Source organism: Pseudomonas taeanensis MS-3 (assembly GCF_000498575.2).
GTDB classification, from domain to species: domain Bacteria; phylum Pseudomonadota; class Gammaproteobacteria; order Pseudomonadales; family Pseudomonadaceae; genus Aquipseudomonas; species Aquipseudomonas taeanensis.
In genome coordinates this window covers 257,758-279,876 of the sequence record NZ_AWSQ01000006.1, presented here as the reverse complement: position 1 = coordinate 279,876, position 22,119 = coordinate 257,758, and the positions used below count along the sequence as shown (strand labels likewise).

The window sequence follows — 22,119 nt, the reverse complement described above, 5'->3', positions numbered from 1 at the left end:
GCCCGACTGCTGTCGGGCGGGGCCTGTTGTGTCCGGGTCTGAGTAAGTGATGTGTAAATTATTCTCGCTTGATATTAATTCTCAAATAAACTTGCGCGCTGAAATCTACCGCCCATACGAGGCGGTGGGCGTGAGCTTCATGGGTTGAGGTGGCGGGTCGTGTTGAAGAAAGTTCTGTTCCAGTTGCATTGGTTCTTTGGCATCAGTGCCGGCCTGGTGTTAGCCCTGATGGGCGTAACCGGTGCGCTCTATAGTTTCGAAGGCGAGATCATGGCGGCGCTCAATCCACAGGTGCTGCGCGTCGAGTCGCGCGACTCCGGGATGCTGACGCCGGCCGAGCTGGTGAGCAAGATTCAGGCAGCAGAAGGCAAGACTGTCTCCGGGTTGTGGCTGGATAGCCGTGATAACAGCGCCGCACGAGTGTTCTTCACCCCGCCGGCGGGCGAGCGGCGTGGGCCAATGCGCTACTTCGACCCCTACAGCGGCGAGCTGCTCGCCGAGCCCAGCGGCCAGCAGTTCTTCGGCTTGATGCTGCAGTTGCATCGGTTCCTGGCCATGGGCGAGACGGGCCAGCAGATCACCGCTGCCAGCACCCTGGCGCTGGTGTTCTTCTGTCTGTCTGGTCTGTATCTGCGTTGGCCGCGCAAGGCGCTGAACTGGCGTGCCTGGCTGACCCTCGACTGGGCTAAGCGCGGGCGTGCCTTCAAGTGGGACTTGCACGCGGTCGCCGGCACCTGGTGCCTGGTGTTTTATCTCTGTGCATCCTTGACCGGCCTGTACTGGTCCTACGACTGGTACCGTGAGGGCATGACTCGTCTGCTCGGCGATGCACCCGCGCAACAGCAAGGCAAACGGGACGGCTCACGAGCGTCACGAAGCGGGCGAGGAGAGGCACCAGTCGCGCCGCCGGCGGTCGACTATGACGCGGTTTGGCGCAGCTTGCAGGACGCCGCCGGCCCGCAGTTGGTGGCCTGGAACCTGCGCCTGGCACCCGTGGCCGGTAAGCCGGCTACGGTGTTCTACCTGCTGGCGGACGCCGAGCATCCGCGTGCACTCAACCAGCTCAGGCTCGACCCGCTCAGCGGTCAGGTCAGTCGGCATGAGCGCTATGTCGACAAGTCCTTCTCCGCGCAGTTGCTGGCCAGCGTCTATGCCCTGCACACCGGCGAGTATTTCGGCTTACCCGGGCGCATCCTGATGCTGCTGGCCAGCGCCGCCATGCCGCTGTTCGCGATCACCGGCTGGTTGCTCTATCTCGATCGACGGCGCAAAAAACGCGCGATCTTGCGCGCACGCCGGGGCTTGGTCGAAGGCGCAACCGGGCAAAAGAATTGGCTGATCGGTTTTGCCAGCCAGAGTGGTTTCGCCGAGCAACTGGCCTGGCAGACCGCCGGGCAATTGCAAGCGGCTGGGCTGCCGGTGACGGTGCAATCCCTGGCCTCGCTGGATGAGCGCAGCCTGAGTCAGGCGCAGAACGCGTTGTTCGTGGTCAGCACCTTCGGCGACGGTCAGGCACCGGACAGCGCGCGTGGCTTTGAACGCAGGCTGCTTGAGGGTGAGCTGGCGCTGGGCGAGCTGAGCTATGCGGTGCTGGCCTTGGGCGACCGCCAGTACCAGCAGTTCTGTGGCTTTGCCCGGCGTCTGCATGGCTGGTTGACCCGCCAGGGCGCCAGCAGTCTGTTCGCTCCGGTGGAGGTGGACGGTGGCGATGTCGAGGCGCTTGCCAGTTGGCGGCGGCAACTCACCGCGCTGACCGGGGCCGCTGCGCTGCCGACGCTGGAGCGGCCCTTCGCCGAGTGGCGCTTGCTCGCCCGAGAATGCCTGAACCCCGGCAGTGCCGGCGCGCCGACCTTTATGTTGCGCTTGCAACCGCCCGAGGGCGCGACCTGGCAGGCGGGGGATCTGCTCGAAGTGCTGCCGCGCAACGACGGCGAAGTGGCCGTGCGCGAGTACTCGATTGCGTCGTTGCCGAGCGATGGCGCACTGGAGTTGATCGTGCGCCAGGAAACCCACCCCGACGGTTCCCTGGGGCTGGGCTCTGGCTGGTTGTGCCATGAGCTCGAACTCGCGCAGGCACTCAGGGCGCGGTTGCGGCGCAACAGCAGCTTCCATCCGCCGGAAGATGCCCGGCCGCTGATTCTGCTGGGCAATGGCACCGGTCTGGCAGGCTTGCGCAGCCTGCTCAAGGCGCGCATCGCGGCCGGGCACAGGCGTAACTGGCTGCTGTTCGGCGAGCGCAATCAGGCCCACGACTTCTATTGCCGCGACGAACTGCATGGCTGGCTGGCCAGTGCTGAGCTGGAACGCCTGGACCTGGCGTTTTCCCGCGACCAGACGCACAAGGTCTATGTGCAGGATCGCTTGCGCGAGTCCGCCGAGCAGCTACGCGACTGGCTGGATCAAGGTGCTGCGATCTACGTGTGCGGCAGCCTCGCCGGCATGGCCGCCGGGGTGGATGACGTGCTGCATGAACAGCTGGGCGAGACGACGGTGACTGATTTGATCGAACAGGGACGTTATCGCCGCGACGTCTATTGACGCCTAGCCCAGATGTAATTCGCGGCCGGCCAGAGAGCGCATGAACACGGATTGCATCCGGGCTACTGGTGCCGCTCCTGCCGCCGCTCTAAGCTTGCTGCATGAACAGACGAATCCTACTGAACTGCGACATGGGCGAGAGCTTCGGCGTCTGGCAGATGGGCGACGATGCGCTCGCCATGCCGCTGATTGACCAGGCCAACCTGGCCTGTGGCTTCCACGCCGCCGACCCCCTGACCATGCAGCGCACCGTGGCCTTGGCGATGCGGTACGGTGTGCGCATCGGTGCCCATCCGTCCTATCCCGACCTGGCTGGTTTCGGCCGCCGGCATCTAAGCTGCTCGCCGGAGGAGGTCACCGCGCTGGTGCTGTATCAGCTCGGCGCGCTGGAGGCCTTCTGCCGCGCCGCCGGCACCCAGCTGGCTTACGTCAAACCGCATGGCGCGCTGTACAACGACCTGGTGCGCGACGATGCCCTGTTCGCCGCCGTGCTGGAGGCCTGCGTCACCTATCGCAAGGGCCTGCCGCTGATGGTACTGGCGCTGGCCGACAACCGCCGCGAGCTGGAGCTGGCCGATACTGCCGACGTGCCCTTGATCTTCGAGGCGTTCGCCGACCGTGCGTATTTGGCCGATGGTCAGCTGGCGCCCCGGCGCCTGGCTGGTGCAATACACCACGAGCCGCAACGGATTCTCGACCAGGCCATGGCGATCGCTCACGGTGAGCCGTTCGCCGATATCGACGGCAAGCCCCTGCAGCTCATCGCCGACAGCCTCTGCGTGCATGGCGACAACCCCGAGTCGCTGGCCGTGCTGCGCCGCCTGCGTGCGCAACTGGATGCCCTGTGATCCGCCTCGAACCGGCTGGCGCCGAGGCGCTGATGCTGGTGTTGGCCGAACAACCCGACGCGCAGCTACCGTTGCGCATCGCTGCATTGGCCGAGCAAATCCGTCTGCGCTTCGGCGAGCAGCTGATCGATCTGGTGCCCGGTTGGACCAGCCTGCTGCTGCACTATGACCTCAGCCGTACCGACCACCTGACGCTGGCCCAGGGGCTGACACCGTTACTGGAACAGTGGTTGGGCGACCCGCCCCTGGAGTCACCCGCAACGCTGCATGAGATTCCGATCTGGTACGCCGGCGAGGACCTGCAGGAGGTCGCCCGCCTGTGCAGCCTGAGCGTCGAGCAGGTGATCGAGCTGCACAGCGCCAGCGAATACCGGGTCGGTGCGATTGGTTTCGCGCCGGGCTTTGCCTACCTCGGCGAATTGCCCGAGCGCCTGGTCTTGCCACGCCGCGCCACGCCCCGCACGACGGTGCCGGCCGGTAGCCTGGCGATCGCCGAGCGGCAGACAGCGATCTACCCGCAGGTCTCGCCCGGTGGCTGGCACCTGCTCGGCCTGTGTCCCTGGCGCCTGTTCGAGGCGAGGCGCGAGCCGCCCTGTCCGCTAGCGCTGGGCGACCGGGTGCGTTTCGTGGCCGTCGACGAGCAGCGTTTTCGCGACGAACGGAGCCGCCAGTGAAGGGCCTGCGGGTGCTCAAGCCGGGACCGTTGAGCCTGCTGCAGGATGGTGGACGCTATGGCTGGCAGCACCTCGGCGTCTCCCCGGCCGGGCCGCTGGATCTGCACGCGGCGGCCTGGGCCAACCGTTTGCTCGGCAACCCCTGGGGCACGCCGTTGCTGGAAGTCGCCCTGGGTGATCTCGAACTGCTCGCCGAAGTGGATACCTGGGTCGCGGTGTGCGGCGCCGACACGCCGATTGGCATCGATGGCCAGACGCGTCCGGCCTGGTCGCGCTTCGCGGTGCGCGCCGGTCAACACCTCAAGCTGGGCTTCGTGCGCAGTGGTCAGCGCGCCTATCTGGCGGTGGCCGGAGGTTTTCGCGCGAGCGCGGTGCTGGGCAGTGTCAGCACGCAAGCGCGCGAGGAACTCGGCGGCTTGCACGGCCTGGGCGGCAAGCTGGTCGCGGGCGATCTGTTGTCCTGTGCGCCGGCCCGCTTCGCCTTGGCGGCCAGCGTGCCCTGGACCTATCAACCGGATTACCGGGCAACGCCGGTGTTGCGGGTGATTACCGGGGGCGATGCGGCGGAGTTCGACGAAGACCAGTTGCAGGCCTTCTTCGCCCGGAGCTGGCAACTCAGCCCACAGTCCGACCGCATGGGTGCGCGGCTGCAGGGTGAAGCGCTGGTGGCGCCTGAGCGGCAGTGGTCGCAGGGGGTTGCCAGCGGCGCCATCCAGGTGCCGGCGGATGGCCAGCCGATCATCCTCATGGCGGACCGTCAGACCATGGGCGGCTATCCGCTGCTCGGCTGGCTGCATCCGCTCGACCTGAGTCGTCTGGCGCAGTGCCCGGCGCACCAGCACCTGCGCTTTATCGCCGTCAGCCTCAGCGACGCCCAGGACGAACTGCGGCGGTTCTATCGGTTCTTCGGGCGTTAGCTGGTCATCCTTGAGGACCTGATCGTCGCCGGCCAATCGCGGCCAAGGCCGCTCCCACGGGAGCCCCTCGATATGCCGAGTGTTGTGGCAGCGGCCTTGGCCGCGAAGCTGTTCCAGCGCGCACTCCCTGAGGCTCAGCTGTTGATCCGCTCCGCATGGTGACAGGCCACCTGCCGCGCATCGAGCAAGCGCAGTTGCGGCACCTCGCCGTGGCAACGCTCGTTGGCATAGGGGCAGCGCTGGTGGAAGGCGCAGCCGGACGGTGGGTCGAGGGGGTTGGGCAGCTCGCCACTGATCTTGATTTTCGGCTTCGCCGGGTCCGGGTGGATCGTCGGGGTGGCCGAGAGCAGCGCCTGGGTATAGGGGTGCAGCGGGCGCGCATAGATGCGTTCGCTGGGACCCATTTCCACCGGGCGGCCGAGGTACATCACCAGCACGTCGTCGGCGACGTGGCGCACCACCGAGAGGTTGTGCGAGATGAACACGTAGCCGGTGTTGAACTGCTCCTGCAGGTCCATGAACAGGTTGAGCACCTGGGCCTGGATCGACACGTCCAGGGCCGAGGTCGGTTCGTCCGCCACCAGCACCTTGGGGTTGAGCATCATCGCCCGGGCCAGGGCGATGCGCTGACGCTGGCCGCCGGAGAACATGTGCGGGTAGCGCTGGTAGTGCTCGGGGCGCAGGCCAACCTGTTGCATCATCGCCTGCACCCGTTCGCGGCGCTCGACACGCGACAGTGGGGTGTTGATCAGCAGCGGTTCGCCCAGCTGATCGCCGATCTTCTGCCGTGGGTTGAGCGAGGCGAAGGGGCTCTGGAACACCATCTGCACGTCACGGCGTAGTTGCTTGCGCTGGCTCTTGCTGGCGCCTGTGACTTCCTGCCCGGCGATCTGCAGGCTGCCGGAGCTGGGCTCCTCGATCAGGGTCAGGGCGCGCGCCAGGGTCGACTTGCCACAGCCGGATTCGCCGACCACGGCCAGGGTCTTGCCGGCTTGCAGCTCGAAGGACACGCCGTTGAGCGCCTGCACATTGGCATGCGGCTTGAACAGGCCGCGTGACACGGCGTAGTGACGGGTCAGGTCGCGGGCGCTGAGCACGGCATTAGTAGTTGCTGCGGTGCTCATCGGGCCACCTCCGCGTTCAGGTTGAGGGGAAAGAAACAGCGCACCGCGCCGCGCGGGTGGGGGTCCAGCGTCGGCCGCTGCTCGCTGCAGCGTGGCTGGGCATAGGGGCAGCGCGGCGACAACAGGCAGCCCTGCGGCCGGTCATAGCGGCCGGGGACGATGCCGGGCAGGGTGGCCAGGCGTTTGGCCCCCAGCGAGTGTTCGGGAATCGCTTTGAGCAGCGCCTCGGTATAGGGGTGGGCCGGGGCGTCGAACAGCTCGGGCACGCTGCCCACCTCCACCGCCTGGCCGGCGTACATCACACACACGCGCTGGGCGGTCTCGGCGACCACGGCGAGGTCGTGGGTGATCAGCACCAGGCCCATGTTCTGCTCGCGTTGCAGGTTGAGCAGCAGGTCCATGATCTGCGCCTGAATGGTCACGTCCAGCGCCGTGGTCGGTTCGTCGGCGATCAACAACTTGGGTTCGCCGGCGATCGCCATGGCAATCGCCACGCGCTGGCTCATGCCGCCGGAGAGCTGATGCGGATAGGCATCCAGGCGGCTGGCGGCGGCGGGTATTTCGACCTTCTCCAGCAGCTCCAGGGCCCGTTGGCGCGCGGCCTTGCCCTTCAGACCGAGGTGCTCGCGCAGCACTTCCTCGATCTGGAAACCGACGGTGAAGCTCGGGTTGAGCGAGGTCATCGGGTCCTGGAAGACCATCGCCAGGTCCTTGCCGACGATGTGCCGGCGCTGCTTGCCCTTCAGGCGCAGCATGTCGGTGCCGTCGAACTGCAGGCTGTCGGCGCTGACCCTGCCGGGGGCTTCGATCAGGCCCATCAGCGCCATCATGGTCACCGATTTGCCGGAGCCGGACTCGCCGACTATGGCCAGCACTTCACCCTTGTCGACGTGCAGGTCGAGACCGTCGACCACCGGTACGGCACTGGCGTCGCCGAAGCGCACGGACAGGTTCTTGATGTCGAGGAGGTTCACAGGGTGCGCTCCAGCGTGTAGCCCGGATGCAATCCGGGGCGATTCATGGGGGGCGGTCCCGGATTGCATCCGGGCTACTCGATCGTTCATCCGGGGCTCCTCAGACGGCATTCTTGAGTTTCGGGTCCAGCGCGTCGCGCAGGCCGTCGCCCATCAGGTTGATCGCCAGCACGCTGAGCAGAATGGTCAGGCCGGGCAAGGAGACCACCCACCAGGCGCGCTCGATGTAGTCGCGCGCCGAGGCCAGCATGGTGCCCCACTCGGGCGTCGGCGGTTGCACGCCGAGGCCGAGGAAACCCAGCGCGGCGGCGTCGAGAATCGCCGAGGAGAAACTCAGGGTGGCCTGGACGATCAGCGGCGCCATGCAGTTGGGCAGCACGGTGACGAACATCAGGCGCAGCAGGCCGGCGCCGGCCAGGCGCGAGGCGGTCACGTAGTCGCGGTGCAGTTCGCCCATCACCGCCGCGCGGGTCAGGCGCACGTAGGCCGGCAGCGAGACGATGGCGATGGCGATCACCGTGTTGATCAGGCCTGGGCCGAGGATGGCGACGATGGCCACCGCCAGCAGCAGCGAGGGCAGGGCCAGCATCACGTCCATCAGGCGCATGATCGAGGGCCCGAGCAGGCGCGGGAAGAAGCCGGCGGTGAGGCCCAGAAGGATGCCGGGGATCAGCGACATCAGCACCGAGGCCAGACCGATCATCAGTGACAACCGCGCGCCATGGATCAGCCGCGAGAGCAGGTCGCGGCCCAGTTCGTCGGTGCCGAGGAGGAACTGCGCCTGGCCGCCTTCCAGCCACGCCGGTGGGGTGAGGAGGAAGTCGCGGAACTGCTCGCTGGGGTTGTACGGCGCGACCCAGGGGGCGAACAGCGCGCAGAACACCACCAGCAGCATGAACAGCAGACCGGCCACGGCGCCCTTGTTGTGGGCGAAGGCCTGCCAGAATTCCTTGAGCGGCGAGGGGTAGAGCAGGCTTTGGTCGATGACTGGAACTTCGGTGGAAGCATTCATGGTCCGGCTCTCCTTAGCGCTGATGGCGAATGCGTGGATTGGCCAGGCCGTAGAGGATGTCCACCACGAAGTTGACCAGGATCACCAGGCAGGCGATCAGCAGGATGCCGTTCTGCACCACCGGGTAGTCGCGGGCGCCGATCGACTCGATCAGCCACTTGCCGATGCCCGGCCAGGAGAAGATGGTCTCGGTCAGCACCGCGCCGGCCAGCAGGGCGCCGACTTGCAGGCCGAACACCGTGAGCACCGGGATCAGCGCGTTGCGCAGGCCGTGCACGAACACCACGCGAGCCGGCGACAGGCCCTTGGCCCGCGCCGTGCGCACGTAGTCTTCACGCAGTACTTCGAGCATCGCCGAGCGGGTCATGCGCGCGATCACCGCCAGGGGAATGGTGCCGAGCACCACGGCCGGCAGAATCAGGTGCTGCAGGGCATCGACGAAGGCGCCTTCCTCGTCCGAGAGCAGGCTGTCGATCAGCATGAAACCGGTCACCGGCGGGATGTCGTAGAGCAGGTCGATGCGCCCGGACACCGGGGTCCAGCCCAGGTTTACCGAGAAGAACATGATCAGCAGCAGGCCCCACCAGAAGATCGGCATGGAGTAGCCGGTCAAGGCGATGCCCATCACCCCGTGGTCGAACAGCGACCCGCGTTTCAGTGCGGCGATCACTCCGGCGGTCAGCCCCAGGGTGCCGGCGAACAGCAGCGCGGCAAGCGACAGCTCCAGGGTGGCGGGGAACAGGGTGAGGAACTCGCTCCACACGCTGGTGCGGGTGCGCAGCGATTCACCCAGGTCGCCCTGGGCCAGGTCACCGATGTAGTCGAGGTACTGGGCGTACAGCGGCTTGTTCAGGCCCAGGCGCTCCATGGCCTCGGCGTGCATCTGCGGGTCGACCCGGCGTTCACCCATCATCACCTCCACCGGATCGCCCGGAATCAGGCGGATCAAGGCGAAGGTCAACAGGGTGACCCCGAAGAAAGTGGGGATCAGCAGCCCCAGGCGTCTGGCTATGAAGGACAGCATGTGATGTCAGTACTCCAACGGTTGGATCGGCGCGCCGGGCTGCATGGCCAGGCGCTGTTGTTGTAGGGGGTTATGCAGTCTTGCGTAGCCCGGATGAAATTCGGGGACTGCTCTAGGTCGTTGCGAAATGGTTTCCCCGGATTGCATCCGGGCTACGGGAGTTGTGCTCATTGTCGTGTCACCCGGGCAAAGTTGTTCGAGCCCATGGGGCTGAGGACGAAGCCTTTGACCTCGCGGCGCAGGGCGCTGAACTGCTTGGGGTGGGCCAAGGCTATCCAGGGCGCCTGCTCATGGAAGATGGCCAGGGCCTGGCGGTACAACTCGGCGCGCTGTGCCGGCGCCTGCACCTGACGAGCCTGGCTGATCAGCGCGTCGAACTGCGCATCGCACCAGCCGGCCTGGTTTTCCCCGGATTCGGCCGCGGCGCAGGACAGGTTGGGCGTGAGGAAGTTGTCCGGGTCGCCGTTGTCGCCGGCCCAGCCCATGAACACCAGGTCGTGTTCGCCATTCTTCGCCCGCTTGATCAGCTCGCCCCACTCGAACACGCGAATGTCGGCCTGGATGCCGATGGCTGCTAGATCGGCCTGCAGCATCTGCGCGCCGATGCCCGGATTGGGGTTGGTCGGGCCGCCGCCGGGACGGGTCCAGATCGACAGCTTGAAGCCATCCTGGTGTCCTGCCTCGCGGAGCAACCGGCGCGCGCGGGGCGGATCATACGGCCAGGGGCTGAGCTGCTCGTTGTAACCGAGCAGGGTGGCGGGGTAAGGCGCCACCGCCAGGCTGGCACCGCCTTCGCCGTATTGCGCGCGCAGGTAAGCCGCGCGGTCGAAGGCCAGGTTGAGCGCCTGGCGCACTCGCACATCGTCCAGCGGCGGGTGGCGGGTGTTGATGCCGATATAGGCGGTCAGCAACGAGTCCAGCTCCAGCACCTGCAGCGCGGTATCGGCTTTCAGCGCGGGGATATCCACCGGGCGCGGGTACAGGGCGATCTGGCAGTCGTCGGCCTTGAGTTTCTGCTGGCGCACATTGGGATCGGCGGTGATGGCGAAAATCAGTCGCTGCAGCGCCGGCGCGCCCTGCCAGTACTGCGGATTGCCGCGATAGCGGACCTGGGCATCCTTGGCGTAGCGCTCGAAGACGAATGGCCCCGTGCCGATCGGTTGGCTGTTGAGCCGCTCCGGCGTGCCAGCCTTGAGCAGTTGGTCGGCGTACTCGGCGGAGTAGATCGAGGCGAAGCCCATGGCCAGGTCGGCCAGGAAGGGCGCCTCCGGGTGTTTGAGGACAAAGCGCACACGGTAGTCGTCGAGTCGCTCGATGCGCTCGATCAGCGCCGCCATGCCCATGGCTTCGGCGTAGGGAAAGCCGCGCAGCGATTGCGCGTGCCAGGGGTGCTGCGGATCGAGCTGGCGCTGGAAACTCCAGAGCACGTCGTCGGCGTTGAAGTCGCGGCTCGGGGTGAACCAGGTGGTGCTGTGGAACTTCACCCCGTGGCGCAGGTGAAAGGTGTAGTTCAGGCCATCGACGGACGCCTCCCAGCGCTCGGCCAGGCCGGGAATCAGCTGGGTAGTGCCGGGGGCGAAGGCCAGCAGGCGCTCGAACAGGGTTTCTGCCGAGGCGTCGGCGGTGGTTGCGGCGGTGTATTGGACAATATCGAAGCCTTCTGGACTGGCTTCGGTACAGACCACCAGATCGTCACTGGCGGCAAAAGTCTGGCTGGCAGCGGCGAGGGCGCCACAGAGCAGCAGGTGGATCAACAAGCGTGGACAGTTCGCCATGGTGCTTCCCCGAAGGACGGCAGTGCGGATCAGTAGCCGCCGGATAGGCCGCTCTGGCACGGAGCCCGAGCCGGTGGGTAACCGGCTCGGGTGTTCACTTTGGGTGGGTTACTTACCGACGCTGACGCCGTAGAACGAAACCAGGCCGAATGGGCTGATTTTGAAGTCCTGGACCTTCTTGCTCATCGGCTGATACACCGTGGAGTGAGCAATCGGGGTGATCGGCACTTCGCGCTTGAGGATCTGCTGAGCCTCTTTGTAGAGGACGCTGCGTTGCTCCTTGTCGTTAATCGCCTTGGCCTGCTTGATGCGCTTGTCGAACTCAGGGTCACACCAGCGAGCATAGTTGTTGCCACCGATGGCATCGCAGCCATACAACACGCCCAGCCAGTTGTCCGGGTCACCGTTGTCGCCGGTCCAGCCGATCAGCAGGGCGTCGTGCTCGCCGGCCTTGGCGCGCTTGTTGTACTCGCCCCATTCGTAGCTGACGATCTTCGCCTTGATGCCGACCTTGGCCCAGTCGGCCTGAAGCATCTCGGCCATCAGCTTGGCATTGGGGTTGTAAGGACGTTGCACCGGCATGGCCCACAAGCTGACTTCGGTGCCTTCGGCGACACCGGCCTCTTGCAACAGCTGCTTGGCTTTTTCCGGGTTGTAGCCGGCGTCCTTGATGGTCTCATCGTAGGACCACTGGGTCGGCGGCATGCCGTTGACGGCCAGCTGTCCGGCGCCCTGATAGACGGCCTTGATGATGGCCTGCTTGTTCACCGCCATATCCAACGCCTGGCGCACCTCAAGCTTGTCGAATGGCTTGTGCTCGGTGTTGTACGCCAGGTAACCGACGTTGAAACCGGCCTGTTCCGGCATCTGCAGGTCGGCTTCTTGCTTCAGCGAGTCCAGATCGGCGGGGCGCGGGTAGACGGTGACCTGACATTCGCCCGCCTTGAGCTTCTGCATGCGTACCGAGGCGTCGGTGTTGATGGCGAAGATCAGGTTGTCGATCTTCACGTCATCCGGGTTCCAGTAGTCCTTGTTGCCAGTGAAACGAATCTGCGAGTCCTTCTGGTAACGCTTGAACACGAAGGGCCCGGTGCCGACCGGTTTCTGGTTGATGTCGGCGGCTTGACCCGCCTTGAGCAACTGCTCGGCATATTCGGCCGACTGGATCGAGGCGAAGCTCATGGCCAGGTTCTGGATGAAGGCGGCGTCCACTGTGTTGAGGGTGAACTTGACGGTCTTGTCGTCGAGCTTTTCCAGCTTGGCGATGTTGGCGTCCATGCCCATGTCGGTGAAGTATGGGAACTCGGTAGGGTAGGCCTTACGGAATGGATGGTTCTTGTCGAGCATGCGCTGGAAGGTGAACAGCACGTCGTCGGCGTTGAACTCGCGACTCGGCTTGAAGTAGCTGGTGGTATGGAATTTCACCCCTGGGCGCAGATGGAAGGTATAGCTCAGGCCATCGTCGGCGATGTCCCATTTCTCCGCCAGGCCGGGGGTGACGGCGGTGCCACCGCGCTCGAACTGGGTCAGGCGGTTGAATACGGTTTCCGCTGAGGCATCGAAGTCGGTGCCGGTGGTGTACAAGCCCGGGTCGAACCCGGCGGGGCTGCCTTCGGAGCAGTACACCAGGTTACTGGCGGCTTGGGCGAGCGGAGTGCTGGCGATCAGCCCAGCAACGAGAAAAGCCTGGATGACGGCGTTTTTACGCATGACGACCTCATATTATTGTGGTTGTGATCCTGAGGGGCCTCTTGTGAAGACCTTGGCAGAAACTATGCACGGCATATGCCGGAGGCAAGTGCTGAGTGAACTTGAGCCGGGTAACCGTGATGAAGTTGTACGTGACTGTCGCATCTATGCAATTTTTCGCCGATAAGGCTGGCAAAGCGCCGCTATCTTCGGTTAGCAGCGCTGGAGGCTTGCAAGGGGCGGTTCAGGGCATCTGCACTTCGATGATGCCGTCGGCATTAACGGTCACCTGACTGGTGCCGGCCTCGATCTCCGGCGCCACTGCGGCCTCCATCATCGCCATGCCTTTGCCGCGTGCCATGCGCATCGGCATCGGCGGTTGGAAGCCGTTACTGTTGAGGCTCAGGCTGACCAGCTTGTAGCCGCTGCCGCCGAGCGCTTCGGTCGCCAGCTTGGCGCGGGCCTGAAAGGCCGCCACGGCCTCTTTGAGCAGCGCATCCTCATGGTTTTTGCGAGTGGCTGTGGCAATGCTGAAGTCCATGCCACCCATTTTCAGCTGCTTGAGCATCTCGCCGGTGAGTTTTGACAGCGCGGCGAAGTCGGCGCTTTCCAGGCGCAGTTCGGCGCGCTCGCGCCAGGCGCTGATGTCCTGTCCCTTGTCGTCCCCCTTGTTTTCAGAATAAATCGGGTAGCTGTGCCGGCTGCCGAGGGCGACCTTGACCTCTTTGACGGCGCGCGCCTGGTTGACCGCGCTGTTCAGCGTGCGGGTAATCTCGGCGGCCAGTTTGGCCGGGTCGCTGTGCTGCGCCTCGCTGTAGAGGGTGACGTGCATCAGGTCGTGGCTGATTTCCTGGCTGACTTCAGCGCGCAAGGCGATCTGGTTGTAGCGCGCTTCATCGGCCTGCGCCGCTAGGCTGAGCAGACCAACGGCGCTGAAGATGAGGGCACTGGTGAGACGAGACAATGGCTGCATAACGGTTCCTTGTGAGCAACTGCGCACGGGATGTGCGACGTGTTCCTGAGGGTAGACGTAGATATCCGACTATTCGGGTTAACAGCGGTTCCTTGATGGGCTCGCTGGCTGTGCCGTCTCGGCTGGCGTGCGCCGCGCCCCTCAACTGCGGCCAGTTGCCGCAGTTGAGGGGCGGGAGCCTTGGTTATACTCGCCAAGCTCGGCACACGAGCCTTTTGGAGAGTCTATGCTCGCACCCGTGCAGTTGTTGTCGGCCAGTCGGCAAAATCTTTGGCGTCTGACCCTGATCCGCATCCTGGTCCTGGCGGCCCAGGCAGGCTCGGTGGGCCTGGCCTATAACTCCGGTCTGTTGCCACTGCCCTGGCTGGAACTGAGCGTCACGCTCGGCGTCTCGCTGGTGCTGTGTCTGCTCACGGCCCTGCGCCTGCGCGGGCCCTGGCCTGTCACCGAGCAGGAATACGCGGTGCAACTGGGCTGCGACCTGATTATCCACAGCGTGTTGCTGTATTACTCAGGCGGCTCGACCAACCCGTTCGTCTCCTACTACCTGGTGCCGCTGACTATCGCCGCAGCGACCTTGCCCTGGCTGTACACCATCACCCTGTCGGGGCTGGCGCTGGCCGGCTACACGCTGTTGTTGATGTGGTCGCATCCGCTGCAGCTGCCGCCGGGGCCACGCGAGAGTCTGTTGATCTACGGCATGTGGCTGAGCTTCGCCCTGGCGGCGGCGCTGATCACCTTCTTCGTGGCGAAGATGGCCGAGGAACTGCGTCAACAGGAGCAGCACCGCGCAGAGCGCCGCGAGGAGGGCCTGCGTGATCAGCAGTTGCTCGCCGTTGCCACCCAGGCCGCCGGCGCCGCCCATGAATTGGGCACTCCGCTGGCGACCATGAGCGTGCTGATCAAGGAGCTGCGCCGCGAGCATCAGGAACCGATGCTGCAAGAAGACCTGGCCGTGCTGCAAGAGCAGGTCAAACTGTGCAAAGAGACCTTGCAGCAGTTGGTGCGCGCCGCCGAGGCGGACCGTCGTCAGGCCGTGGTGGAACAGTCCAGTGTCGAGTGGCTGGAAACCACCCTCAATCGTTGGCACCTGATGCGGCCCGAGGCCAGCTACCGCTATCAATGCCTGGGGCGTGGCGCACCGCCACGGTTGATGCCGCCGGCGGACCTCACCCAGGCGCTGCTCAATCTGCTGAATAATGCCGCCGACGCCTGCCCGGACAAGCTGGATATCCGCCTCGACTGGGATCATCAGTGGCTGCGCCTGAGCATCCGCGATTTTGGCGACGGGGTGCCGCTGGCGATTGCCGAGCAGCTCGGCCGGCCGTTCTTTACCACCAAGGGCAAGGGGTTCGGTCTCGGCCTGTTTCTCAGTCAGGCCAGTGTCACCCGTGCCGGCGGTACGGTAAAACTGTATAACCACGAAGAGGGCGGCACGCTCACCGAGCTCAAGTTGCCGCGCGCCTATGGCCGGGCCTGAATCAGGCCATCAAGGAGTGAATATGAGCGAAGAATCCCTGTTAGACGGCGAAGAAAAGCCGCACCTGCTGCTGGTCGACGACGACCCGACGTTCACCCGGGTCATGGCACGCGCCATGAGCAGCCGGGGCCTGCGGGTGTCCACCGCCAGTTCGGCCGAGGAAGGGCTGAAACTGGCCGAGCAGGACCTGCCGGATTACGCGGTACTGGATCTGAAGATGGAAGGCGACTCCGGACTGGTGCTGTTGCCCAAGCTGCTGGAACTGGATGCCGAGATGCGCGTGGTGATCCTCACCGGTTATTCGAGCATCGCCACCGCAGTCGAGGCGATCAAACGCGGTGCGACCAATTACCTGTGCAAACCGGCCGACGCCGATGACGTGCTCACTGCCTTGCTTTCCCAGCACGCCGACCTGGACACCCTGGTACCGGAAAACCCGATGTCGGTGGACCGCCTGCAGTGGGAGCACATCCAGCGGGTGCTGGCCGAGCACGAAGGCAACATCTCCGCCACCGCCCGCGCGCTGGGCATGCATCGGCGCACCCTGCAGCGCAAATTGCAGAAGCGCCCGGTACGTCGCTGACTGATCCTCTTCATGGGTTGTTGCTCGGTTCCAGCACGATCTGAACGACCGTAGCCCGGATGTAATCCGGGAACTCTGCGGCGCAGTTGAGAACCTGCCCCGGATTGCATCCGGGCTACGCGCTGGCCCATGACCGGGTAGGCGCTGGCCTCGACGCCACCGCGCGCAGCCCCTACTATCGGCGCCCCGATCATTATTGGCCTCCGTCATGCTCGCCGTCGTCCAGCAAACCCTCGGCATCACCGCACCGGTTTTCGCCATGCTGTTTCTCGGTGTGGCATTGAAGCGAGTGGGCTGGATCGACGCCGCGTTTATCAACACCGCCTCGGCGCTGGTGTTTCGCGGCACCATGCCCACCCTGATGTTTCTCGGCATCATCAAGGCGGATCTGCAGACGGCCCTGCGCCCGGCCCTGCTCGGCTACTTCGTGCTGGCGACCCTGGCGTGCTTTCTGCTGATTTGGGGCTGGGCCATCTGGCGCTGCCCCAAGGTGGACCGCGGCATCTATGTGCAGGGGGCGTTTCGCGGCAACAATGGCATCGTCGGCCTGGCCCTGGCCACCAGCCTGTACGGCGATTACGGCTTGTCGGTCGGCAGTGTGCTGGCTGGCCTGGTGATCCTCTGCTACAACGTGCTCGCCGCGATGATCCTCGCCATCTACAGCCAGGACGCCAAGTCTGATCCGTGGGCCATCTGCCGGAGTATCCTGCGCAATCCGCTGATCATCGGGGTGGTCGCGGCCATGCCGTTCGCCTACTGGCAGGTGCCGCTGCCGGACTGGCTGATGACCTCCGGCCAGTATTTCGCGCAGATGACCCTGCCGCTGGCGCTGATCTGCATTGGTGGCACCCTGACCCTGGCCACGCTGCGCGCGAGCAGTGGCATCGCCCTCAGTTCGAGCCTGATGAAGATGGTCTGGCAGCCGCTGCTGGCGACTCTGGGGGCCTGGTTGTGCGGCTTTCGGGATGCCGATCTGGCAATTCTGTTTCTCTACTTCGCCAGTCCCACTGCCGCCGCCAGCTTCGTCATGGCGCGGGCCTACAACGGCAATCATCAGCTGGCGGCGGTGATCGTGGTGATCACCACCCTGGCGGCGGTGCTGACCATCAATGTCGGCCTGCTGCTGCTGCAGTGGGCCGGCTGGATCTAAGCCGCGCCAGCGGACGCGTCAGGCCATGGCTCGAGGCAGGATTAAGCCTGGGCCTGATGGGCGTCTATCACTTCCTGCGCCGCGCGGAAGGCTTCGCCCGCGGCCGGCACGCCGGCATATACCGCGCAATGCAGCAGCGCCTCACGGATTTCCTCCACCGTGCAGCCGTTGTTCAGCGCACCGCGTACATGGCCTTTCAGCTCCTGCGGGCATTTCAGTGCGGTCAGCGCGGCCAGGGTGATCAGGCTGCGGGTTTTACGATCCAGGCCCGGACGGTTCCACACACCACCCCAGGCGTGCTGGTTGATGAAATCTTGCAGCGGTTGGCTGAAGTCGCTGGCGTTGTCCAGGGCACGGTCGACGAAGGCGTCGCCCATGACTTCGCGACGCACCTGCAGGCCGTCGACGGTTTGATCGCTCATTGCTGTGCTCCTTTGATATTCAAGCCAGGCGTTTTCTGTGCCAGGAACGACCGGCAATCACCAGCAGGGTCACCGCGGTGAGCGGCAGCACGTAACCGAGCATGGCCTCGCCAAAGGTCTGGGCGAATGATCGACCACTGGCGAACAGGGCCAGGTAGAAGGTGTAGGCCAGGTAGTAGGCGAAGAACAGCAGGCCCTCCCAGCGGTTGATACGGTAACCGGTAAAGAAGATCGGCAGGCAGGCGACGGCCACTGCGATCATTACCGGGAAATCGAAGGCCAGGGCGTTCGGCGAGATCGACAGGCCCGGCGTCGATACCAGCGAAGCGAGGCCGAGTACCAGAAGCAGGTTGAAGATGTTGCTGCCGACAATGTTGCCCACGGCGATATCGCGCTCGCCCTTGGCGACGGCGATGATCGAGGTGGCCAGTTCGGGAAGTGAAGTACCGACGGCAATGACCGTCAGGCCGATGACCAGCTCCGACAGGCCCAGGGCGCGGGCCAGGCTGACGGCGCCTTCGACCAGGAAGTTGGAGCCGACCACGAGCAGTACGAGGCCCAGGACGATCAGGCCCAGATTGATCAGCCCGGCATAACGCTTGGGCGTTTGCTGCAGGCCGTACTCTTTGGTGAATTCATCGTCCTCTGCGGTTTTTTCCTTGCGACTGCCGATGATCAGGAAGGCGGTGTAGGCCAGTATGCCGACGATCAGTAAGCTGCCGTCGAGTCGGCTAAGGCTGCCGTCCCAGGCCAGGGCGAAGGTCAGCAGGCTGGCACCGATCATGATCGGTACATCCAGGCGGATCAGCTGCCGCGACACCACCAGTGGTGCAACCAGGGCTGACAGGCCGAGTACCAGCAAGACGTTGGCAATATTGCTGCCGAGCACGTTGCCGACCGCGATATCTCCGTTACCGCCGAGCGCGGCCTGCACGCTGACGGCGGTTTCCGGTGCGCTGGTACCGAAGGCGACCACGGTCAGTCCGATGATCAATGGTGGGATGCCGAACTGCGCGGCCAGCTTGGCAGCTCCGCGGACCAGCACTTCAGCGCCGGCGACCAGCAGCACCAAGCCGGCGATCAGGTAAACGAAGGTCAGCAGGGTCATGCTTGGGGGCTCCTGGAAAGTGCGCCTAGTGTAGTGATCCGCCGGCGGTGCACCAGAGGGGCGTGGCGCGACTTGGTTACCGTTTGTAAGGCGCGGATTCAGTCCGCCAGTTGTTGCACGCGCACCGGCACTACGCCTGCGCGCAGCATGCCAAGTCTCTCGGCGGCACCTTTCGACAGGTCGATGATCCGCCCTCTGGAGTAGGGGCCGCGATCATTGATGCGCACCACTACGCTGTGTTCATTGCGCAAGTTGGTCACCAGCACCCGGCTGCCGAAGGGCAGGCTGCGGTGGGCGGCGGTGAGTGCGTGCTGGTCGAAGCGTTCGCCACTGGCGGTTTTCTTGCCGTGGTGTCGCGCGCCGTAATAGGACGCCTTGCCCTCGGCACTGTAACCACCCTGGTTGAAACGATGACCGGCGCAGCCGGCAAGTATGCCGAACAGAGCCAGTAGGATCGCTCCGCGCTGGATCAGTGTGCGCAGCTGTAGCCCGGATGAATTCCGGGGGTGGCAATGGCCGCGGATTGCATCCGGGCTACGAGTGGGCATCGGTCGGGTTCTCCGCTGAATAAAACAACGCCGGGCAAGCCCGGCGCTGGTCATGGTAAAAGGCTTAGCCTTCGAGTTTCTTTTTCAGCAATTCGTTCACTTGCCCCGGGTTGGCCTTGCCCTTGGAGGCGCGCATGGCCTGACCGACGAAAAAGCCGAACATCTTGCCGCGCTTGGCTTCATCGCTGGCGCGGTACTGTTCGACCTGCTCGGCGTTGGCCGCCAGCACTTCATCGAGCATCTTCTCGATGGCGCCAGAATCGGTGACCTGCTTGAGGCCCTTCTTCTCGATCACCTCGTCAGCCGTTGCACCTTCGCCAGTGGCCAGGGCTTCAAAGACCATCTTGGCGATCTTGCCGCTGATGGTGTTGTCCTTGATGCGCTGGATCATCCCGCCCAGTTGCGCGGCGGAGACCGGCGATTGCTGGATCTCCAGATTGTCCTTGTTGAGCAGGCTGGACAGCTCGCCCATCACCCAGTTAGCGGCCAGCTTGGCGTCGCCGCACACGCTGTTGACCGCCTCGAAGTAGTCGGCCAGCTCGCGGCTGCTTGCCAGCACGTCGGCGTCATAGGCGGACAGGCCGAACTCGGCCTCGAAGCGTGCGCGTTTCTGCACCGGCAATTCCGGCAGGCTGGCGCGTACCTCGTCGAGGAAGCTCTGCTCGATTATCACCGGCAGCAGGTCGGGGCAGGGGAAGTAGCGGTAATCGTTGGCTTCTTCCTTGCTGCGCATGGAGCGGGTCTGGTCCTTGTTCGGGTCGTACAGGCGAGTTTCCTGCACCACCTTGCCGCCGTCCTCGATCAGCTCGATCTGCCGCTGCACCTCATGATTGATCGCCTTCTCGATAAAACGGAACGAGTTGACGTTCTTGATCTCGGCGCGGGTGCCGTATTCGGCCTGACCGACCGGGCGTACCGAGACGTTGCAGTCGCAGCGCAGCGAGCCTTCGGCCATGTTGCCGTCGCAGATGCCCAGATACCGCACCAGGGCGTGGATCGCCTTGACGTAGGCTACCGCTTCCTTGGCGCTGCGGATGTCCGGTTCGGAGACGATCTCCAGCAGCGGCGTGCCGGCGCGGTTGAGGTCGATGCCGCTCATGCCGTGGAAGTCTTCGTGCAGGCTCTTGCCGGCGTCTTCTTCCAGGTGCGCACGGGTGATGCCGATGCGCTTCTGGCTGCCGTCTTCCAGGGTGATGTCGAGGAAACCCTTGCCGACGATGGGGTCATCCATCTGGCTGGTCTGGTAGCCCTTGGGCAGGTCCGGGTAGAAGTAGTTCTTGCGCGCAAAGATGTTCTTGCCGGCGATTTCGGCATCGATCGCCAGGCCGAACTTGCAGGCCATGCGCACCGCTTCGGCGTTGAGCACCGGCAAGGTGCCAGGCATGCCGAGGTCAATCAGGCTGGCCTGGGTATTCGGCTCGGCGCCGAAGGCGATGGCGCTGGCGGAGAAGATCTTCGATTGGGTGCTGAGCTGTGCGTGGATTTCCAGCCCGATCACGGTTTCCCATTGCATGTGAATCGTCCTCAGAATCCGGCTGGCGCACGAGTGTGCCAATCAGTGACTTGTTGATATTGGTGCGCCACGTTGAGCAGGCGACCTTCCTGAAAGTACGGCGCGAGCAACTGCACGCCCACCGGCAGGCCGTCGACGAAACCGGCCGGCATCGACAGGCCGGGAATGCCGGCGAGGTTGGCGGTGATGGTGTAGATGTCTTCCAGGTAGGCGGCGACCGGGTCGTCGCTCTTTTCGCCCAGCTTCCAGGCCAGGTTCGGCGTGGTCGGGCCGAGGATCACGTCGACCTCGTTGAAGGCGCTGACGAAGTCATTCTTGATCAGCCGACGGATCTTCTGCGCCTTCAGGTAGTAGGCGTCGTAGTAACCGGCGGACAGCGCGTAGGTGCCAACCATGATGCGACGCTTCACTTCCGCACCGAAACCTTCGCCGCGCGAGCGCTTGTACAGGTCTTCGAGGTTGGCCGGGTTCTCGCAGCGGTAGCCGAAGCGCACGCCATCGAAGCGCGACAGGTTGGAGCTGGCCTCGGCCGGGGCGATCACGTAGTAGGCCGGAATCGCGTGCTGCATGTTCGGCAGGCTGATGTCTTTGACCGTGGCGCCGAGCTTCTTCAGTTCTTCGACCACGGCCAGCGTGGCGTCGGCGATACGGGCATCGAGTCCCGCGCCGAAGTACTCCTTCGGCAGGCCGATGCGCATGCCTTTGAGTGGTTGCGTCAGGGCTGCGAGGTAGTCGTCCACTGGCTGCTCGACGCTGGTCGAGTCCTTGGCGTCGAAGCCGGCCATGGCCTGCAGCATCAGTGCGCAGTCCTCGGCGGTGCGCGCCAGGGGGCCGCCCTGATCAAGGCTGGAGGCGTAGGCGATCATGCCCCAGCGCGAAACGCGGCCGTAGGTCGGCTTGATTCCGGTGAGGTTGGTCAGCGCCGCTGGCTGGCGGATCGAACCGCCGGTGTCGGTGCCGGTGGCGGCTGGCAGCAGGCGTGCAGCTACCGCGGCAGCCGAACCACCGGAAGAGCCGCCAGGGACGCGGGTCAGGTCCCAGGGGTTCTTCACCGGGCCGTAGTGGCTGGATTCGTTTGCCGAGCCCATGGCAAATTCGTCCATGTTCAGCTTGCCCAGGGTCACGGTGCCGGCAGCGGCGAGCTTTTCGACCACGGTGGCGTTATAGGGCGCTTTGAAGCCGCTAAGGATCTTCGAGCCGCAGCTGGTCAGTACGCCTTCAGTGCAGAACAGGTCCTTGTGCGCTATCGGTGCGCCGAGCAGGGGGGCGTTTTCGCCAGCACTGCGGCGAGCATCGGCCGCCTTGGCCTGCGCCAGGGCCAGTTCTTCGGTCACGGTGATGAAGCTGTTCAGTTGCGGGTCGAGTTGCTGAATGCGCGCCAGCAGGCTGCGGGTCAGTTCTTCGGACGAAAATTGCTTGTCGGCGAGTCCGCGGGCGATCTCGGCCAGGTTCAATTGATGCATGGCTAGGCTCTTTCCCTTACTCGATGACTTTCGGAACCAGGTACAGGCCGTTTTCCACCGCGGGTGCGATGGCCTGATAGGCGGCGCGACGGTTTTCTTCGGTGACTGCATCGGCGCGCAGGCGCTGAGTGGCTTCCAGCGGGTGGGCCAGTGGTTCGATGCCGCTGGTGTCGACCGCTTGCATCTGATCGATCAGGCCGAGAATGTTGTTGAGAGTCTCGGTGGTACGTGGAATATCGCCTTCATTCAGGCCCAGTCGGGCCAGATGGGCGATTTTTTCCACCTCGGAGCGTTCAAGCGCCAT

At 64.6% G+C, this 22,119-nt stretch carries 20 protein-coding genes; 7 read left to right on the top strand and 13 right to left on the bottom strand.

What is annotated here, in order from left to right:
- Window positions 1–159: 159 nt before the first annotated feature.
- The 4 genes from TMS3_RS19200 (at window position 160) to TMS3_RS19185 (ending at window position 4,977) form a co-directional block, all read left to right on the top strand.
- On the top strand, window positions 160–2,538 hold the full coding sequence (locus TMS3_RS19200) for a PepSY domain-containing protein (RefSeq protein ID WP_025166919.1): 2,379 nt from the start codon (window positions 160–162) through the stop codon (window positions 2,536–2,538).
- Between the two features lie 101 nt (window positions 2,539–2,639).
- On the top strand, window positions 2,640–3,386 hold the full coding sequence (locus TMS3_RS19195; RefSeq protein WP_025166918.1) for a 5-oxoprolinase subunit PxpA: 747 nt from the start codon (window positions 2,640–2,642) through the stop codon (window positions 3,384–3,386).
- Window positions 3,383–4,060: a 5-oxoprolinase subunit PxpB gene (gene pxpB / locus TMS3_RS19190; RefSeq protein WP_025166917.1), complete on the top strand. Its 678-nt coding sequence runs from the start codon at window positions 3,383–3,385 to the stop codon at window positions 4,058–4,060. The genes TMS3_RS19195 and pxpB overlap by 4 nt, the downstream gene beginning before the upstream one ends.
- Window positions 4,057–4,977: a 5-oxoprolinase subunit C family protein gene (locus tag TMS3_RS19185; protein WP_025166916.1), complete on the top strand. Its 921-nt coding sequence runs from the start codon at window positions 4,057–4,059 to the stop codon at window positions 4,975–4,977. Before pxpB ends, TMS3_RS19185 begins: the two co-directional genes overlap by 4 nt.
- A gap of 134 nt (window positions 4,978–5,111) precedes the next feature.
- On the opposite strand, the gene TMS3_RS19180 is transcribed toward TMS3_RS19185, so the two are convergent.
- From TMS3_RS19180 to TMS3_RS19150, 7 genes are all read right to left on the bottom strand, one after another.
- Window positions 5,112–6,101: a peptide ABC transporter ATP-binding protein gene (locus TMS3_RS19180; protein WP_025166915.1), complete on the bottom strand. Its 990-nt coding sequence runs from the start codon at window positions 6,099–6,101 to the stop codon at window positions 5,112–5,114.
- Complete coding sequence (locus TMS3_RS19175; RefSeq protein ID WP_025166914.1) at window positions 6,098–7,075, bottom strand: ABC transporter ATP-binding protein; 978 nt, start codon at window positions 7,073–7,075, stop codon at window positions 6,098–6,100. Before TMS3_RS19175 ends, TMS3_RS19180 begins: the two co-directional genes overlap by 4 nt.
- Before the next feature lie 100 nt (window positions 7,076–7,175).
- The gene (locus tag TMS3_RS19170) at window positions 7,176–8,087 is read right to left on the bottom strand and encodes an ABC transporter permease subunit (RefSeq protein ID WP_025166913.1); all 912 of its coding nucleotides are present in this window, start codon (window positions 8,085–8,087) and stop codon (window positions 7,176–7,178) included.
- A gap of 13 nt (window positions 8,088–8,100) precedes the next feature.
- Window positions 8,101–9,111, bottom strand: coding sequence for an ABC transporter permease subunit (locus tag TMS3_RS19165; protein WP_025166912.1), 1,011 nt, complete (start codon window positions 9,109–9,111; stop codon window positions 8,101–8,103).
- A gap of 167 nt (window positions 9,112–9,278) precedes the next feature.
- Window positions 9,279–10,886, bottom strand: a complete 1,608-nt coding sequence (locus TMS3_RS19160; RefSeq protein ID WP_025166911.1) for an ABC transporter substrate-binding protein — start codon at window positions 10,884–10,886, stop codon at window positions 9,279–9,281.
- Window positions 10,887–10,994: 108 nt separating this feature from the next.
- Entirely contained in the window at window positions 10,995–12,596 is a 1,602-nt protein-coding gene (locus TMS3_RS19155; protein WP_025166910.1) for an ABC transporter substrate-binding protein, read from the bottom strand.
- A 223-nt stretch (window positions 12,597–12,819) separates the two neighbouring features.
- Window positions 12,820–13,548, bottom strand: coding sequence for an SIMPL domain-containing protein (locus TMS3_RS19150; protein WP_025166909.1), 729 nt, complete (start codon window positions 13,546–13,548; stop codon window positions 12,820–12,822).
- Between the two features lie 226 nt (window positions 13,549–13,774).
- Between TMS3_RS19150 and TMS3_RS19145 the strand changes: the two genes are divergently transcribed.
- From TMS3_RS19145 to TMS3_RS19135, 3 genes are all read left to right on the top strand, one after another.
- Window positions 13,775–15,028 (top strand): ATP-binding protein, encoded by a 1,254-nt coding sequence (locus TMS3_RS19145; protein WP_025166908.1) that lies wholly within the window; start codon window positions 13,775–13,777, stop codon window positions 15,026–15,028.
- 22 nt (window positions 15,029–15,050) lie between these two features.
- Window positions 15,051–15,611: a response regulator transcription factor gene (locus tag TMS3_RS19140; RefSeq protein WP_025166907.1), complete on the top strand. Its 561-nt coding sequence runs from the start codon at window positions 15,051–15,053 to the stop codon at window positions 15,609–15,611.
- A gap of 208 nt (window positions 15,612–15,819) precedes the next feature.
- Window positions 15,820–16,761 carry an AEC family transporter gene (locus TMS3_RS19135; RefSeq protein WP_025166906.1) on the top strand — a complete coding sequence of 314 codons (942 nt, stop codon included), beginning with the start codon at window positions 15,820–15,822 and terminating at the stop codon, window positions 16,759–16,761.
- 41 nt (window positions 16,762–16,802) lie between these two features.
- Here the strand turns inward: TMS3_RS19135 and TMS3_RS19130 are convergent, their stop codons facing one another.
- The 6 genes from TMS3_RS19130 to gatC form a co-directional block, all read right to left on the bottom strand.
- Window positions 16,803–17,183, bottom strand: coding sequence for a carboxymuconolactone decarboxylase family protein (locus TMS3_RS19130; RefSeq protein WP_025166905.1), 381 nt, complete (start codon window positions 17,181–17,183; stop codon window positions 16,803–16,805).
- A gap of 19 nt (window positions 17,184–17,202) precedes the next feature.
- Window positions 17,203–18,291: a calcium/sodium antiporter gene (locus tag TMS3_RS19125; RefSeq protein ID WP_025166904.1), complete on the bottom strand. Its 1,089-nt coding sequence runs from the start codon at window positions 18,289–18,291 to the stop codon at window positions 17,203–17,205.
- A 98-nt stretch (window positions 18,292–18,389) separates the two neighbouring features.
- Window positions 18,390–18,839 (bottom strand): septal ring lytic transglycosylase RlpA family protein, encoded by a 450-nt coding sequence (locus TMS3_RS19120; protein ID WP_083491793.1) that lies wholly within the window; start codon window positions 18,837–18,839, stop codon window positions 18,390–18,392.
- Window positions 18,840–18,903: 64 nt separating this feature from the next.
- Window positions 18,904–20,352: an Asp-tRNA(Asn)/Glu-tRNA(Gln) amidotransferase subunit GatB gene (gene gatB / locus TMS3_RS19115; RefSeq protein ID WP_025166902.1), complete on the bottom strand. Its 1,449-nt coding sequence runs from the start codon at window positions 20,350–20,352 to the stop codon at window positions 18,904–18,906.
- An 11-nt stretch (window positions 20,353–20,363) separates the two neighbouring features.
- Window positions 20,364–21,815 carry an Asp-tRNA(Asn)/Glu-tRNA(Gln) amidotransferase subunit GatA gene (gatA, locus tag TMS3_RS19110; RefSeq protein WP_025166901.1) on the bottom strand — a complete coding sequence of 484 codons (1,452 nt, stop codon included), beginning with the start codon at window positions 21,813–21,815 and terminating at the stop codon, window positions 20,364–20,366.
- A 16-nt stretch (window positions 21,816–21,831) separates the two neighbouring features.
- Window positions 21,832–22,119, bottom strand: a complete 288-nt coding sequence (gene gatC, locus TMS3_RS19105) for an Asp-tRNA(Asn)/Glu-tRNA(Gln) amidotransferase subunit GatC (protein ID WP_025166900.1) — start codon at window positions 22,117–22,119, stop codon at window positions 21,832–21,834.

Coding starts and splice junctions, on each gene's coding strand:
- gatC (WP_025166900.1), bottom strand. CDS start 22,119: ATGGCGCTTGAACGCTCCGAGGTGGAAAAAATCGCCCATCTGGCCCGA.
- TMS3_RS19125 (WP_025166904.1), bottom strand. CDS start 18,291: ATGACCCTGCTGACCTTCGTTTACCTGATCGCCGGCTTGGTGCTGCTG.
- TMS3_RS19170 (WP_025166913.1), bottom strand. CDS start 8,087: ATGAATGCTTCCACCGAAGTTCCAGTCATCGACCAAAGCCTGCTCTAC.
- TMS3_RS19195 (WP_025166918.1), top strand. CDS start 2,640: ATGAACAGACGAATCCTACTGAACTGCGACATGGGCGAGAGCTTCGGC.
- TMS3_RS19180 (WP_025166915.1), bottom strand. CDS start 6,101: ATGAGCACCGCAGCAACTACTAATGCCGTGCTCAGCGCCCGCGACCTG.
- TMS3_RS19135 (WP_025166906.1), top strand. CDS start 15,820: ATGCTCGCCGTCGTCCAGCAAACCCTCGGCATCACCGCACCGGTTTTC.
- gatB (WP_025166902.1), bottom strand. CDS start 20,352: ATGCAATGGGAAACCGTGATCGGGCTGGAAATCCACGCACAGCTCAGC.
- TMS3_RS19140 (WP_025166907.1), top strand. CDS start 15,051: ATGAGCGAAGAATCCCTGTTAGACGGCGAAGAAAAGCCGCACCTGCTG.
- TMS3_RS19160 (WP_025166911.1), bottom strand. CDS start 10,886: ATGGCGAACTGTCCACGCTTGTTGATCCACCTGCTGCTCTGTGGCGCC.
- TMS3_RS19120 (WP_083491793.1), bottom strand. CDS start 18,839: ATGCCCACTCGTAGCCCGGATGCAATCCGCGGCCATTGCCACCCCCGG.
- TMS3_RS19145 (WP_025166908.1), top strand. CDS start 13,775: ATGCTCGCACCCGTGCAGTTGTTGTCGGCCAGTCGGCAAAATCTTTGG.
- TMS3_RS19130 (WP_025166905.1), bottom strand. CDS start 17,183: ATGAGCGATCAAACCGTCGACGGCCTGCAGGTGCGTCGCGAAGTCATG.
- TMS3_RS19150 (WP_025166909.1), bottom strand. CDS start 13,548: ATGCAGCCATTGTCTCGTCTCACCAGTGCCCTCATCTTCAGCGCCGTT.
- TMS3_RS19165 (WP_025166912.1), bottom strand. CDS start 9,111: ATGCTGTCCTTCATAGCCAGACGCCTGGGGCTGCTGATCCCCACTTTC.
- gatA (WP_025166901.1), bottom strand. CDS start 21,815: ATGCATCAATTGAACCTGGCCGAGATCGCCCGCGGACTCGCCGACAAG.
- TMS3_RS19155 (WP_025166910.1), bottom strand. CDS start 12,596: ATGCGTAAAAACGCCGTCATCCAGGCTTTTCTCGTTGCTGGGCTGATC.